Source organism: Nostoc sp. (genome assembly GCF_036916575.1).
GTDB lineage: Bacteria > Cyanobacteriota > Cyanobacteriia > Cyanobacteriales > Nostocaceae > Nostoc.
Genome location: NZ_JBALGC010000130.1, coordinates 1 through 13,960 on the forward strand (window position 1 = coordinate 1; position 13,960 = coordinate 13,960).

At 44.5% G+C, this 13,960-nt stretch carries 13 protein-coding genes; 6 read left to right on the forward strand and 7 right to left on the reverse strand.

Features of this window, described 5'->3' with window-relative positions; all coding sequences use genetic code 11:
* The coding region (locus V7L29_RS28895; protein WP_334737625.1) for a recombinase family protein at nucleotides 1–483 on the forward strand (483 nt) is incomplete at its 5' end.
* 93 nt (nucleotides 484–576) lie between these two features.
* On the opposite strand, the gene V7L29_RS28900 is transcribed toward V7L29_RS28895, so the two are convergent.
* Complete coding sequence (locus V7L29_RS28900) at nucleotides 577–720, reverse strand: hypothetical protein (RefSeq protein WP_334737626.1); 144 nt, start codon at nucleotides 718–720, stop codon at nucleotides 577–579.
* 748 nt (nucleotides 721–1,468) lie between these two features.
* Between V7L29_RS28900 and V7L29_RS28905 the strand changes: the two genes are divergently transcribed.
* Together V7L29_RS28905 and V7L29_RS28910 are read left to right on the forward strand one after the other, a co-directional pair.
* Nucleotides 1,469–3,172, forward strand: coding sequence for a carbamoyltransferase family protein (locus tag V7L29_RS28905; RefSeq protein ID WP_334737627.1), 1,704 nt, complete (start codon nucleotides 1,469–1,471; stop codon nucleotides 3,170–3,172).
* A gap of 159 nt (nucleotides 3,173–3,331) precedes the next feature.
* Entirely contained in the window at nucleotides 3,332–4,126 is a 795-nt protein-coding gene (locus V7L29_RS28910; RefSeq protein ID WP_334737628.1) for a cupin-like domain-containing protein, read from the forward strand.
* A gap of 522 nt (nucleotides 4,127–4,648) precedes the next feature.
* On the opposite strand, the gene V7L29_RS28915 is transcribed toward V7L29_RS28910, so the two are convergent.
* The 4 genes from V7L29_RS28915 to V7L29_RS28930 form a co-directional block, all read right to left on the reverse strand.
* Entirely contained in the window at nucleotides 4,649–6,286 is a 1,638-nt protein-coding gene (locus V7L29_RS28915) for an FAD-dependent monooxygenase (RefSeq protein WP_334737629.1), read from the reverse strand.
* A gap of 378 nt (nucleotides 6,287–6,664) precedes the next feature.
* A complete protein-coding gene (locus V7L29_RS28920; RefSeq protein ID WP_334690695.1) occupies nucleotides 6,665–7,030 on the reverse strand; it encodes an antibiotic biosynthesis monooxygenase family protein in 366 nt (121 codons plus the stop codon).
* Between the two features lie 134 nt (nucleotides 7,031–7,164).
* Nucleotides 7,165–8,460: an alpha/beta hydrolase family protein gene (locus V7L29_RS28925; protein ID WP_334737636.1), complete on the reverse strand. Its 1,296-nt coding sequence runs from the start codon at nucleotides 8,458–8,460 to the stop codon at nucleotides 7,165–7,167.
* Between the two features lie 225 nt (nucleotides 8,461–8,685).
* The gene (locus V7L29_RS28930) at nucleotides 8,686–9,012 is read right to left on the reverse strand and encodes an antibiotic biosynthesis monooxygenase family protein (RefSeq protein ID WP_334737630.1); all 327 of its coding nucleotides are present in this window, start codon (nucleotides 9,010–9,012) and stop codon (nucleotides 8,686–8,688) included.
* A gap of 312 nt (nucleotides 9,013–9,324) precedes the next feature.
* On the opposite strand from V7L29_RS28930, the gene V7L29_RS28935 reads away from it, so the two are divergent.
* The 3 genes from V7L29_RS28935 to V7L29_RS28945 all read left to right on the forward strand — a co-directional run bounded on the left by V7L29_RS28935 (nucleotide 9,325) and on the right by V7L29_RS28945 (nucleotide 10,752).
* Nucleotides 9,325–9,987 carry a TetR/AcrR family transcriptional regulator gene (locus V7L29_RS28935; protein WP_334737631.1) on the forward strand — a complete coding sequence of 221 codons (663 nt, stop codon included), beginning with the start codon at nucleotides 9,325–9,327 and terminating at the stop codon, nucleotides 9,985–9,987.
* Nucleotides 9,988–10,217: 230 nt separating this feature from the next.
* Nucleotides 10,218–10,511: a hypothetical protein gene (locus V7L29_RS28940; protein WP_334737632.1), complete on the forward strand. Its 294-nt coding sequence runs from the start codon at nucleotides 10,218–10,220 to the stop codon at nucleotides 10,509–10,511.
* Nucleotides 10,486–10,752 (forward strand): hypothetical protein, encoded by a 267-nt coding sequence (locus V7L29_RS28945; protein ID WP_334737633.1) that lies wholly within the window; start codon nucleotides 10,486–10,488, stop codon nucleotides 10,750–10,752. The genes V7L29_RS28940 and V7L29_RS28945 overlap by 26 nt, the downstream gene beginning before the upstream one ends.
* A gap of 361 nt (nucleotides 10,753–11,113) precedes the next feature.
* On the opposite strand, the gene V7L29_RS28950 is transcribed toward V7L29_RS28945, so the two are convergent.
* Complete coding sequence (locus V7L29_RS28950; protein WP_334737634.1) at nucleotides 11,114–11,833, reverse strand: hypothetical protein; 720 nt, start codon at nucleotides 11,831–11,833, stop codon at nucleotides 11,114–11,116.
* Between the two features lie 539 nt (nucleotides 11,834–12,372).
* Nucleotides 12,373–13,782, reverse strand: a complete 1,410-nt coding sequence (locus tag V7L29_RS28955; RefSeq protein WP_334737635.1) for a serine hydrolase — start codon at nucleotides 13,780–13,782, stop codon at nucleotides 12,373–12,375.
* Between the last annotated feature and the right edge of the window lie 178 nt (nucleotides 13,783–13,960).

The following is a 13,960-nucleotide window of genomic DNA, read 5'->3' on the forward strand; positions in this document are numbered from 1 at the left end:
CTGGATGCTCTTCTCACCTATGCCCGCGATGGGGATATGGTGGTGGTCCATAGCATGGATCGGCTCGCCCGCAATCTGGACGATCTGCGCCGCCTAGTGCAGCAGCTCACCCGCCGGCAAATAGGTGTCACTTTCATGAAAGAAAACCTGACCTTCACAGGCTCTGACTCGCCGATGGCTAACCTCCTGCTCTCCGTCATGGGTGCATTCGCCGAGTTCGAGCGGGCACTAATCCATGAGCGCCAGAGGGAGGGCATTGCGCTCGCCAAAAAGCGTGGCGCGTACCGTGGACGCAAGAAGATCCTCTCACCGGATCAAGTGGCAACGCTACGGCAACGTCTGGGAGCAGGCGAGCAAAAAGCGGCGCTCGCCCGTGAATATAACATCAGCCGCGAGACGCTCTATCAGTATCTCCAAGGTGGGTCAAAGCAAGAGTTGCTGCCTCCGAATGTCACTCACTTGCACGACAAATTAATCCTTTGAGCCATTTGTTACACTTTTTAGCCCGAAGGTGGAATGCGGTTTATCCAATGCGACATCGCATTGAATAAATATAACCAACATCTTACAGGTAACTCAGGCTTTCTTCCAAAGTCCTTTGTACGGTTCGGGGGATAGCTGTGTATACCGAGCGGTATGCTGAATATTTTTAGGGTCAGCATTTTCAATTTTACCAACTTTCGATAGTTGGGGATCTTCCTTTACGTTGATTGCAGACATACGTAAAGCTCCCGAAATGTATATCATCCTAAAAAGGAGTTTATCGCAGATTTTGGTTGAAATACCAACATTCGGTTATTTGTTGGGATTTAAGTTGAAACTAGATAAATTAGTAACAACGGTCATCTTAATTTATGTTTCTGAGATAATAAAAATGTAGATGCTCCCTTTCATATTTCCCTTTGTTAATAATAATTTAGGACTTACGCACTGTACAAATTGATTATCTTGTGTATCAACGAAAATGCGTCGTTTCAGGCTTTCATAAATCATTCTTGCATAAATAGCGATCGCCTAAAATGGGTCGAAAAATCAAGGTTTAATCCCTAGAATCCATACCCCATATTTGGGTTTTCTTATCAATGCGTAAGTCCTATAATTATAGATTAGTAAAATTATAATTCTTTTTGTAAATAATTTTTTTTTTTAGAAACAAACAGTCAGATTAAATATTTCATTGATAAAATTCAGAAATGATACCAATTCTTATGTGAGCTTGCACAGAGTTTGTCAGTCTACAATTTTTGTCACGCAGGAGTTTTGAGTTTATCTATTCTACTATGCATATTCATATGAAATTGGTATTAGGGTTTAGAGAATGTCTGAGGAGTCAAAAGTGTTAAACCCAACGGAGCGTCAGCGTCGATTAATACAGTGAATCTTAGCTGATTTTTACTAAAAGTTTCTATTTTTATCTTTGTCTTCATTTTAGAACAGGTATTTCTGTAACTAACAGCTTGAGTTATATATGATTGTTTTAGGTATAAACTCAGTTTATCATGAATCAGCAGCATCTTGTGTCATAGATGGTCGAATTGTATCGGCAGCTGAAGAGGAAAGATTTAATCGCTATAAACACGGCAAAGCCGCACGTATCGATAATCCTCACATTTTACCAATAAATGCCATTAATTTTTGTCTAAAAGATGTTAATTTAGACTCTGAAGATATCGATATAATTGCATTTTCTTTTGACCCTAAGGTACGCGAGAAAAGTTTTGAAATTGACCCAATCACTTTAGCAGGAGATTGGGGCAGTATAGAAGGAGAAAAAATATTCCTTTCGGGGCTAGGGCAGATCAAACATTCTTTGAACCAAGCCTTGGGTGATAAAGCAGCAGAAAAACTCGTCTGGGTTTCCCATCATTTAGCACATGCAGCCTCCGCATTTTTCCCCTCTGGATTAAAGGAAGCAGCGATTTTGGTCATTGATGGTATTGGCGAAAATGCGTCCTCAATGATGGCTTACGGTAATGATAACAGGCTCAGCATATTACACGAAATTCAATATCCCCATTCTTTAGGTTTTCTGTGGGAGAAATTGTCTCGATTCCTCGGTTTTTCTGAATACGATGCTTGCAAAGTCATGGGACTAGCAGCTTATGGGCAAAGTGAAACTCTCCAAGAAGCATTTTCTCAGTTTGCACAGATAACAGATAAAAACTTTACCTTAGAAAAAGAGATTCTTCGCTTTCGCGTTAATGAATTTGAGAAACTAGAAGCGCTACTGGGTAAAAGAAGAAAGAAAAACGAACCGATAGAACAGCGCCACAAAGATATTGCTGCCTCTCTACAAGCATTTACTAGTGAAGTTGTACTGCGCTTAGTCGAAGAACTTTACCACCTCTGTCCCCAGGAGAATTTGTGCTTGGCTGGAGGAGTAGCGCTCAACTGCGCTACTAACTGGCTAATTAAAGAGAAAGGACCGTTCAAAAATATCTTTATTCCGACTGCTCCCCATGATGCAGGAACTGCAATTGGTGCGGCTCTGTATGCTTATCATACTCGATTAGGTGAACAAGCTGCTCGTACAACTCCGCAACTCAGTCCTTATATGGGACCAAAATTTACAACTGAGGAAATCCTGTTGGCAATTGAGGAATCTGGTTTAACTGCCAGACGCTCAGAAGATAGCGCTATCGAAACTGCTGATATGGTTGCAGATGGTAAGGTAGTCACCTGGTTCCAAGGTCGTATGGAGTTTGGTCCTCGTGCTCTGGGTAATCGTTCTTTGTTAGCTGATCCACGCTACGTTACTACTCGGGAATTGCTTAACCAAAAGGTAAAGCACCGAGAAGATTTCCGACCTTTTGGACCTAGCGTTTTAGCTGAAAGAGCCGAACAGTGGTTTGAAATCGGTCGCAAGAGTGAAAGTCTGAAGTATATGCTATTTACATGTCCTGTACGACCTGAAAAAAGAGAAAAAATTCCCGCCGTCATCCACGTCGATGGAACCGCAAGAGTACAACTAGTAGAAAGAGAACTCAACCCGAGTTACCACCGATTAATTTCAAGATTTGAACAGCGCACAGGGGTTCCTGTAATCCTCAATACATCCTTCAATGATAGTGAGCCGATAGTCTGCTCACCTAAGGATGCCATTTCAACCTTTAATCGTATGGCGATTGATGCCTTAGTCATGCAAGATTTTATTATAGAACGTAAAAAATGATGGAAACCTAACCTCATTTCAAAAGTTAACGCTCTTGTCTTGAAAAGAGTATTTAAAAAGGTGGCGCTCAAATTATCGTGAAACACTACTAATAGGTAAAAGCCTTCGACATTAACAACCAGAGATTTTTTTAAAAGTGATTTTTTTGATAAAGATAAAATGAAAAAAGTGTCAGTGCTCAATATCCTTCCCAAGGAAGTTTGTCAAAAATTTGATGAACCTGTATTAATCAAGGAAAACATAACCAATTGGGCTGCTCTAAATAAATGGTCTTGGGACTATTTAAAAAAACTTGCTGGTGAGCGCACCGTAAGATTGGTTCTGGGCAATAGAGAACACAACCTTACTAAATTTAGAGAAATGAAATTGGTAGAATATATAGATAAATATTTGGCTTACGAAAACGAGTGTAAAGAAAAATTATACTTAAAAGAATTCGATTTATTTAAGGAATTTCCACAATTAAAAGCTGATGTAGATTATCAATCGTTTTTCCCCTGGTATGTTAGACCAGATAAATTTGCATGGATTGGAGAGAAAGGTGCTATCACAGGGCTGCACCATGACATATTTGATAACTTTCTCGCCCAAGTATATGGGAGGAAAAAATTATATCTGTTTGCCTACAAGGATATTCCTAAAGACTATAGAAGCGATAAGTTTGACTATGGTGCGAGAGTGTCTCTAATTAATGCTTTTAATCCAGATTATGAAAGATTTCCCTTATTTAAAACTGTAGAACCCTTTGTTGTCGAGCTTGTCCCTGGTGATGTGCTTTACATTCCCAAAGGATGGTGGCATCAAGTAAAATCTTTAGACGCTACGATCAGTATTGCTAGTTTTATGGTGACTGTAAACGACCTTTTTACCACAGAATTGATGGAAAATATGAGGAGATTTATTCATAACCAGGGGTTGTACAATAAAGGCAACTGTACTTGCCACATGAATTAAGTAGCCATCATGAGCTGCGTACACCAGGACATATGAAAGTTTTTCTTTGTTTCTTTTCTTCTAAGTTCTGAGTTCTATTTTCAAGTCAGTTACGCGCTGCAAACTTTACTTAGACGCTCCTTCCTTTGTCGCATCACTCAAAAGTGCTTCTCAAGGATTGAACCAAGGTGTCCAGCCTAAATAGATTGAGGTTTCAAAGGGAAGTGCGGGGCAGCTATGCCCCAATCTTACTCGACATAAGGGCAGCAAAGCATTATTAATTCTCGTGGTTTTGAGCAACGTCACCAACCTTGGGTGTTTTCCCAACTTAGGGTCAGAAGTTGGTAAAACACTCAAGGTTGGCAGCGCCGCTTATAACTACCACGAGATATTAAGACTTTGAGCCACCTATTCCACTTTTTGGCTCAAAAGTGTAATCCTTAGAAGGTCGATCATCAGCAGGGTACAGTCTTCGGCGCTGAGGAAGTTGAGGTAGCGTTGTTGATCATAGTTACTCTCCTGAAGTTATTTATATTGATTCAATCAATTTGCAGTTGGTGGGAACCATCGACCGAGCCATTCTATGAGTGCTGGTAAAGCATTCTGATTGCCAACAAAGCCGAGATATGAGTCGGGTCTCACGAGGAAAAGGCTCTGACTACTGCTAAAGGCGCTGTCAAATTGGATCTTTGCTTCCGGTTGAGTAGAGGCAGGCGCGATCCGTTGCAGTTTCAGAAACCCATGCCAAGATCCGAGCTGCTCTTTCCAGGTAGCAAAGAGGTTGGTTGTACTTTCACCCCCTGCTACCAGCAAAGTAAAGCACGATGGATCGAGGATTTCATAAAGGCGCATTTTGCGAAGCTGAGTATCACTCAATGAATCCAGATTCCACGTCAGTACATCCATGTCTGGCATCCGATCGCCCGCCTGGAGGTTGCCATGAACATGATAGGTTTGGGAAAGTGAGCTTTTGCGATAATTCGCAGCGACCTCGCTGACCATTGCAGTGCTTAACTGCTGCACTAAATGAGTGTTGAGAAAAACTGGTGTGAGGAGCGTGATCAGTTGATGCACAATCATGCTGTCGGAGTTGAGCGTATCTGTGGCGGCTTCTGTGCTTGACACAATACTACGGATAATCGGCAGTCTCTCTTCCTCGTAAGTGTTCAGCAGTTCTCTTGCCGCTTTGCCGTGCCAAACCATAGCTAGCTTCCAACTCAGGTCGATCATGTCCTGAATGCCTGTGTTCATCCCTTGTCCACCTGCCGGGCTATGAATGTGAGCCGCATCGCCGCCAAAGAAGATGCGGCGCTCTCGTAGAGTGTGCAGCATCCAGCTGTTGATCCGAAACCGAGAACTCCAGGTCAGATCTCGCAGTCGTGCAGGAATGTGCGAGTTCTGATCATAGAGCTTTTGCAGCTTTTCCAATGTCGGCTCGTCGTTCGCGTGCTGATCTGGATCGGTAGCCATAAACCGGAAGTGGCGATCGCCCATTGGAAAAACAGCCATGAAGCCATGTGCACAGGTGAATAACAAGAGTTCATCGTCGGGAAGATTGCTGTCAAGATGTAGGTCTGCCAGGGCATAATTCTGGTCGATGGATTTACCCTGAAATTGCAAATTCAGGGTACGGCGAACCAGGCTGTGTGAACCTTCAGCGCTAATCAGATAAGCCGCTTCCAGTTCTTCAAGTTCTCCTTCACGGTTGCGGAGTACAGCCTTCACACCACCCTGTCCAGGCTGAGCGGACGACTCTGATTGAGCAAACGCGATCATCTCTGTACCGTGCTCAATCTCAACATCCTGGCGAACCAGTTGCTCCCGCAGAATGCGTTCTGTTTCCGACTGAGGGATGAGGATAATGAAGTTGTAACGGCTTTTGATCTCTTCAAGGTGTACTTTACCCAAGCGCTTGCCATCTCCATAAATGGTCACTGCGGTGCCTTTGTTGCCAATTCGCAGCATCTCTTGAATCAGCCCGCGCTGCTCGAAGAGTTCCAAAGTGCGCGTCTGCACAGCAAGAGCGCGAGATGTAGTAGAAGGTGACACCAGCTTATCCACAATGCGGACAGAAACGCCGAGGCGAGAGAGTTCCATCGCCGCTGTCATTCCCGTTGGTCCCGCGCCGACAATCAGCACTGGACGAGGACTGCTTGTTGTCCGTTTGTCTTGTTCGTTCATAAAGAGTTCTGTTCTTGGTAGCTAGTACTGCAAATGAGCGATCGCTTTTTGAAGCCAAGCTTCGGCTGATTCAGTGTTAGCGCGACTTAGCTTTTGTAACCTTGCAAGAAGTTGGTTTTCGCCGCAGGATACTTTTGAATGATTTGCTCCATCACTCGTAATGGTTGTTCTTTAGTAGGAGAAGGTCTCGAAGCGGGAGGTAATGTGCGTGCCTTTGCTGGTTCAGTCGTCTTCTATAATCATGTACTCAAACCCTGCGGGCACATAGGTGTTGATTAGTCCTACTATTTCCGAATCGACTTGAAACGCATGTTTAGTGTCCCGTGGAATAACCCTGCCAGTTGCATCCACCCGTACTCGATTACCTGATAATACAGGCTAATCAACACAAATGCGGGACACTGCGACCTTTTGGAAAAGGTGTGGCGATGCTACCGTGCTCGAAGGGTAACGGCTCAAGTTGGCTTTGAAATCTGGACTATTGAACGCTCGCGTAAAATCTTCCACCGATTCCCAAACTGCGTAGTTAATAAAAACACAACTCTCACCGATGCCACGATGAAACTGTGTAGAAATGCAGCCGGGTTGCTCTTGCATATAAAGAGCATCCTCTGTCCAAGCCTTCACAAGCGCATCAGCATCTTCGGGAGCAACATTGAATCTGTTGATTAAAACGATGGGACCAACATTTTCGTTCATTTGTATTTGGAGTGTTACTCGCTCATCCATTTCAGTAAATTGCATAGCTTAAATCTCCTTGGTTAATTGAACTTGATCGCGTGTTGTACGCTAGCAAGTCAGTACATTGGAATAAAGTAGCCGTCGTTTGCGTAGTCTGTGTTCACGTTGCGGGGCATCTTCAGTCACTAGGGTGCTGGTTAGTTGCCAAAGATTAGCTTCTTCGTACTCTCCGTGATGCCATAGGTATACTCACGCTGGTCTCCCCACGGTTCGACGTGAACCATGCCAGTTGCATCCACCTCAGTATACATAGACTGAGCCTCGATACCTCGCACGCGATCGCTCAGCCAGTCCGCCACCATCGTGTACGCTTCAGGTCCTAGCTGTCCAGCACGGCTGGCGTGCATACCGTGGTCTTCGCCCTCATAGAAGATCAAAGATTTAGCACCCGTCAGGCTGTTGAGGAAGTCGAAGGTATAGTGGGAATCGCTCAACTGGTCGTCCTCACCTGCCGCCACCACGAATGGACACTTGATCTGCGGAGCAAGCTTGAAGACGTCAAGTTTCTGGGCGATCCGGTCAAGCTCCGCTTCGTCTGTTGCCCCAGTCATGTACATAAACCGCAGTTTGAACGTTGGGCTTGCCGTTTCAAACAGCGAGAAGCCGCCAGCTTCAAAGCAGGTCATGGCAACGCCACAGGCGAGAAAACGCGGTTCAGCCGCCGCCAGCGTGGTCGCCCAATAAGAGCCGAAGCTGAGACCATGCACAACAATCCGACTGGGATCGATCTCTGGACGGGCAGCCGCCAAGTCGAACGCAGATGGACCCAATTTGCTGTAAGTGTCCGGGTCGTACCAGACCTCCCGAATCAGTGCCTCGCCCTGCCCCGGACCGTCAATCGCCAGAACCGCAAAGCCTCGCTGCAACCACTTGTCCCCGTCCATCGCCACTGATAGTTCTTTCCAGCCGTCCATACCGGAGATAATCACAACACAGGGAACTCGATCGCCCTGCTGGTAAGTCGGTGGGAGGGAGAGAATCGCTGGTATCGATCGATCCTCAAACGGAATGTCAATCTGCTCAATGTGCCGACCGGCAAGCTGGATGAACTTTGCGTAGCAATCGGTCATCTTCTGATTCAGATCGAGTTTCAGAGGCGTGTTCGCTTCAATCGACCACTGCGCGCCACCATAGAGAATGCTGGCAGTAAAGAAGCTTTCTCTTGCCGTAGCTTCATGACCTTGCTTTAGTTCGGCTTCAGCACGCAGCTCATGTCGGCGCGCCGCCTTCATGATCTCGCGCGCCATATCGTTGTAGGTCTTGATCAGCTGACGAAGTCCAATGAAGTCGCCCTGTGAATCGTGTCCGCACACAGAAGCCCAAACACTGAAGCGACCCTGATCCCACTCGGGTCCCATCAGGCTGATGATTGCATCTAATAGCCAACGTTGTTCTGAGAGCCGTTTCGCGCGGCGGGTAATATTGAGAGGCATTGTAGGCACGAGTTTGCTCCTTTGTTCGAGTATTTTAAAGGCGTAGAGCCTTCGGGGGTCTTTCGTCTGAGCAACTGCGGTCGCAACAGAGTGGATGCTGAGTCCTTTAAACAGGCTACGTGTAGCTTGCTTCCCCGTAGGGGTACGCACCATCGCATTTGCGGTGAACCTGTAATCACCGTAGAGGCGTTCTTGAAACTCAGTGCATAAATTCAGCAGCTGCCCTTATAGCGGCATTCGCCAGTCTACTTCGCGCATACTCTTGGAAGCGATTACTTCCTGGAAGATGCCAGGATGGTACTCGACACCGGGAATGCTTTCTTCACCCGGTTTATAGCCGCCGTGGGTCGCATTCCAGGCGTCTGCACTTTCCCAAAGCGCGATGTTGATGTATTGAAAGGTTCCGTCGCCGACACCCGTGTTTTTGTGCAGGTGGGTTTCAATGAAACCGGGTGTGCTGGAGAAGACTCGCGTGGTCTCGTTCCAGGCTCTCAAGAATTCTTCTTCTTTGTCTGCGGGAACGACAAAGGGATTGATTAAAGCAACTGGCATATTTTAGCTCCGTTGACTGTGGATCGTCGTTAAAACGGCGTTTGGCGATAATGCTCTATACGTTCTCGAAATTGAGATGCTGAAATCATGCAGCTTTTGTAGAATCATGTGAACTCAATCATCGACGGTGTTCAGAGGGGCGTACAGGTAAGAATAAATGGTACTACTCAGTACTATTATGGGGTCAACTTCAAAGATATTTGCAAGCCCGATATGTGAAGAATAATAAAGCAGCCCTCCTGTTAGCGCCTGAATCTAGCAGTAGATATGGCTATAGTTAAGGTTTGGAAGGTTACAAAGTCCGATTCAGAAATGAGCAAACAAGGCTCCAAGGTTAAAAAGCGTGGACCCGGGCGACCCCGTGCAGATGAACGCGATTTGCGGAATGAGGCGATTCTAGAAGCCGCAACTGCGGTATTTCTCGAACAGGGTTTTGCCCGCGCCAGCACAGATGAGATTGCAAACCGAGCGGGTGCGTCTAAGCAGACGCTCTACTCGCTTTATCCCAGCAAGGCGGAACTCTTCGCCGCGCTGATGAAGCGTCGCTCCGAAAAACTGGTCGATCCCGTCGCTTCTGCCATCCTGCGTGATGATGCGCCTGCCCACGACGTTTTGTATCGGTATGGGTTGCAGGTTTTGCGTGCAAATTTGAGCAACGATGGTCAGCGACTACAAAGGCGGTTGATCGCCGAAGCTCCCGTGTTTTCTGATCTCGCCAATGCATTTTGGCAGAACGGACCGGGTTGGGGGCGAGAAATCGTCAAGCAGTATTTAGAGTCGTTAGTGCAGCGCCAAATTCTCTTGATCGAAAACACTGACCTTGCGGCTGACCTCTTTATGAGTATCGTGTTCGGTTGGCCGATGCTCCGCGCCAGTTTTCAGTTGCCGTCATTGTTTGAAACGGACGAAGCGCTAGCAGAGTGGGTTCAGAATGCTGTAGACGTATTTTTGCGGGCACACACGGGCACAGAGTAGACTTGTCCAGAAATCAGCGTTTTCGAGGTATTTGTACAGTGACTTTTTATTTGTCGCTGTGCCAAATTAATGTCATTATTTTTGATTGATGCGACGGCGATTGCTATGTAGATCACCTTTTTAAGCAGTCACAGACTCAGAACCTGGACATTACACGAAAGGGCTATTACGTGTAATCAAGGACGAAAATTATTGATTCTACGTTGTTCTTTTTTGGTGTAATGCCCTGAATGGTGCGAAAAATGAAGGTGAGCGGCAACGGACAAGGCAAAATACTAAGCAAAGAGGAATTACGGCGATTGTTTACCGAGGGATTTCTTAGCCCCGCGATCGCCTACGGCGGGCGGTTACGCCATCGCGCTCTGTTTGGCATCTGCCTGTTTACTGGTTGTCGCGTATCAGAAGCGTTAGCCCTGAAAAAGATTGATATCAAATCAGGAACCATCACTTTCCGAAAATGTACCACGAAAGGTAAGTACAAAACACGGATAACGTGGAATGCAAGAGTCAAACCATTGCTTTGACGTTGGCACAGCCAGTTGTAGCGAAGCTTCAAAAGTTTGTGGTTTACTGATCCTGTACTCAGTAGCGGTATCAGATGAAGCAATGCCGACTTCATTTATGATTGATTCACGGTGCGAGTCCGGCGAAAGGCGAGTAGATGTGGTAGAACTAAGTGACTTTGCAATGATTTACAAAAAACCTTTAGATTTCTTTGTTAATTTTCAGTTTGAACCCGAAAGCATTTCTGATACGCCACACTAATACCAATTCGCAATTCGCAATGACGCTGGCGGACTCGCTCTAAGCGTTCGCGTAGCGTCTCGTAGAGAAGCCATGCCGCAGGCTTTACGCTGCGCTAACGCAATTCGCAGTTGAGAAATTTAGATACAGCAAGGCTTTCCCGGCTTACATCTGTTGCCTTATTTTAGAGAATTAGTATAAGGGAGATCCCAAAATTCAAATTAAGAGCCGTTGCTTTCGCCCTGAGGGCTGTTGCACCAAAATCTCGTGGTTTTGGTAAAAATATCTTTGATACGGCTCTTCATTTTATTACTTGTATATGCCTGAGTATCTCTATTTTCAAGAGGGTTCCATCAGTAACCTCACTGCCATGATTCGATAATTACGTAACGCTTTGCAACCTAGCAATCAGCTGTTGCCGCTCAATTGGTTTTAACTGTATTGCCATGTGTATCAATTCATTCACCCCTAAATTCAACGGCAGACTTTGGCTTTTCTGGTCATAAGGGGCAAATAAGCGCTGGGAGATCGCTTCTTCAATTAGTCGTCGTTTCTCTATAGGAGTACAACGCTCGTACATCAGGCGCAAAGTTTCTACTGAATGACCCATTGCGTAAGCCAGTGATCTCAATTCAGTGTCAGACAAACCAACTTTCAGACCCCAAGTCGCCCAAACATAATGCATCATGTGCGGTGAGATGCGTTTTTTAAGAAAACGGTGGGAGATAGTTTCAAAGATCCTAGCAAAGGAAGAAGCGGTAGCTGGTATCCCGTGTTTTGGCATCACAAACACATATCCCCAAGCCCAAAGTGTTGACTGACTGTTACTTGGTAGGCAACAAGCATCCATTGGATTAAATTCTATCCTTCCACTGCTCAACCACCTGCCGAGACGACCTTGGCTCTCTGGCTGCCACCAATCATATAACAGTTGATTTTTATATCCCTGGACTGTCCAATATCCATATAAAAATCGCTCAATATAATCGTAAAAACAATGGCCATCGTCAAATTGACATTGTCTTCCACAACGACAACTGTCTACTAGCTGTTGAATGTTAACCATTACCTGTTTGACGTTCTGATGATTTGCTTCTGGCATAGTTACAAAGCAGCTAGGTAGTATTGCTTTACAGCAATTTTCAGGTAATTGAACCACAAAATAGGGTAAACTGGGAGTAAAGTAATTGTTAGATTAGATGCCAGTATCTTACTCAGGTGATTTGCGTCGTCGCGTGATTAAAGCGTGTGTTGCAAAGGAAGGGTCTCAACGTCAATTGGCTGAAAGATTCTCTTGTCAGCTTGTCATTTGTGCGAAATCTGTTGCGTGATTATCGTCAAGATGGACAAATTGAAGCGAAACGACGTGGAGGATACCAAAAGCCATGTGATTGGTTCAGGTATTTCTCTAAGAGCTTTTGATAGAATGAGGGCAACATTATTTTGATTCTCCATATCACTTACTAGATATGGAATTGTACTTATACCCACGTTAACACGCATAAAGTAAATCCCATAACTGTTAGTACAGGGGATTTTACAAACATTGTAGATTTAATTTCGTTAGATGTCTTATGTTCCTAAAAGGCCTTTGTTAAGGCTATAAAACAGCAGTTTTGCATTTCGTCTAATCCAGATTCCTTAAGGTAGCTGGGTCAATTTCGGTTGGTCTAGATATGTATACACCAATTGAGAAACTTGACGAACAAAATCCCTACCTCTGATGTCATTGTAAGGTCTTCTGACAAAAATCCCTGCTAAGTAACGCTTGCCATTAGGCATTTCAACAATACCTGCATCCCCAATGACAAATCCAATATCCCCTGTTTTATGAGCAATTAGTGCTCCTGAACCCAAACCAGCAGCCAGCAACTTTTTGTTATGGCAATGACTTAAGATGTCTAAAGCCTGAGAGCGACTCGCATCTGAAATTAACTTATGATACTGAATTAATGCTGATAATTTTACTAAATCGGCGGGACTGGTTGTATTAGTTCCTTTAAAGTCTCCCAGCAAATGACGAATTACAGTATTTTTCAATCCCCAACTGCGAAACCGTTGATTTAATCTTGCTTTACCACCCAAACGGTCAATAATCATATTTGTGGCGCTATTATCGCTGATACTAATCATTTTGTTAATGGTTTGTAGCACAGTCAACTTGGTTCCCACACGTTGATACTGCAAGTCTCCAGAGCCGCTTGCAACTAAGTCTCGCCGCATTACTAAGGTGTCATTTAGCTTGACTTTGCCAGCGTCTATTTTCTCAAATAAAGCAATCAGAATTGGGAACTTAATTGTACTAGCAGCGGGAAATACTCTGTCGCCACTAATATCCAAATAGTTACCCGTCTCTAAATCTACAAAAAACATTCCTGGCTTTAGGAAACTATAACGAGCCATCAACGCATTGATTTGAGATTTTAGTTGTGGTATTTCCTCACCTAAAGGAACTACCCCAGCAAACATAGAAGCATTGATTGGTTTAGTAAGTATATCTGGTGGACTCAGCTTATTAATAGTTGCAATATCTTGAAGAGGCGCTTTAGTTTGGAATAAGAGAACTTGGGATTTTTTCTGGAGATTAGGGGTAATGGAGATTGGTGTTTGAGAGGACTGTTCTCCAGCCTCTATTCCCCATTCTATAACTCCCGTTGCAGGCATTTTTTTAATTGATGATAGTTTTACGACCCAATGAGAATCAGAATCTCCTCTGACTATTACACTTTGAGGAGAAACAGTGTAACCGGGTGCTAATTCAATTACGAGTCGGGTTGTCTGGGGGTCAAGTTGTGCTACCCGAATTTCTCGAATCGCTAAACCAAAGCTTTGCTTGGTTTTAGGATAGCCCAAAATAGTACCTGATAAATCAATGACAAGCCTTTTAGGATTATCAATTAAAAAAACTCTCGGTTGAATACCTGAGTCAGTGGTTAGGTCAAGCTCATTGTGAGTGGGGTCAAAGTGCCAAGATTCTAATCGAGTTGCTCTTACAGGAGAGGATAGCAGCAAAATACTAATTAAACTCAGTAAAAACCAGCGTAATTTCATACAGTATGGTAAGTATCTTGTTGAATTTACTAACAGATATTTCTTAGACAGTAAATCACATCGAACTAATTGAGAATCATAAGAGAACTCTTGCATAAATATTTTGTGGTATAATTATGGGTGATTTTAATTTCAGTTTTTGGCAATTAAGATAGTAAGATTCATCAATTTTTTCGAT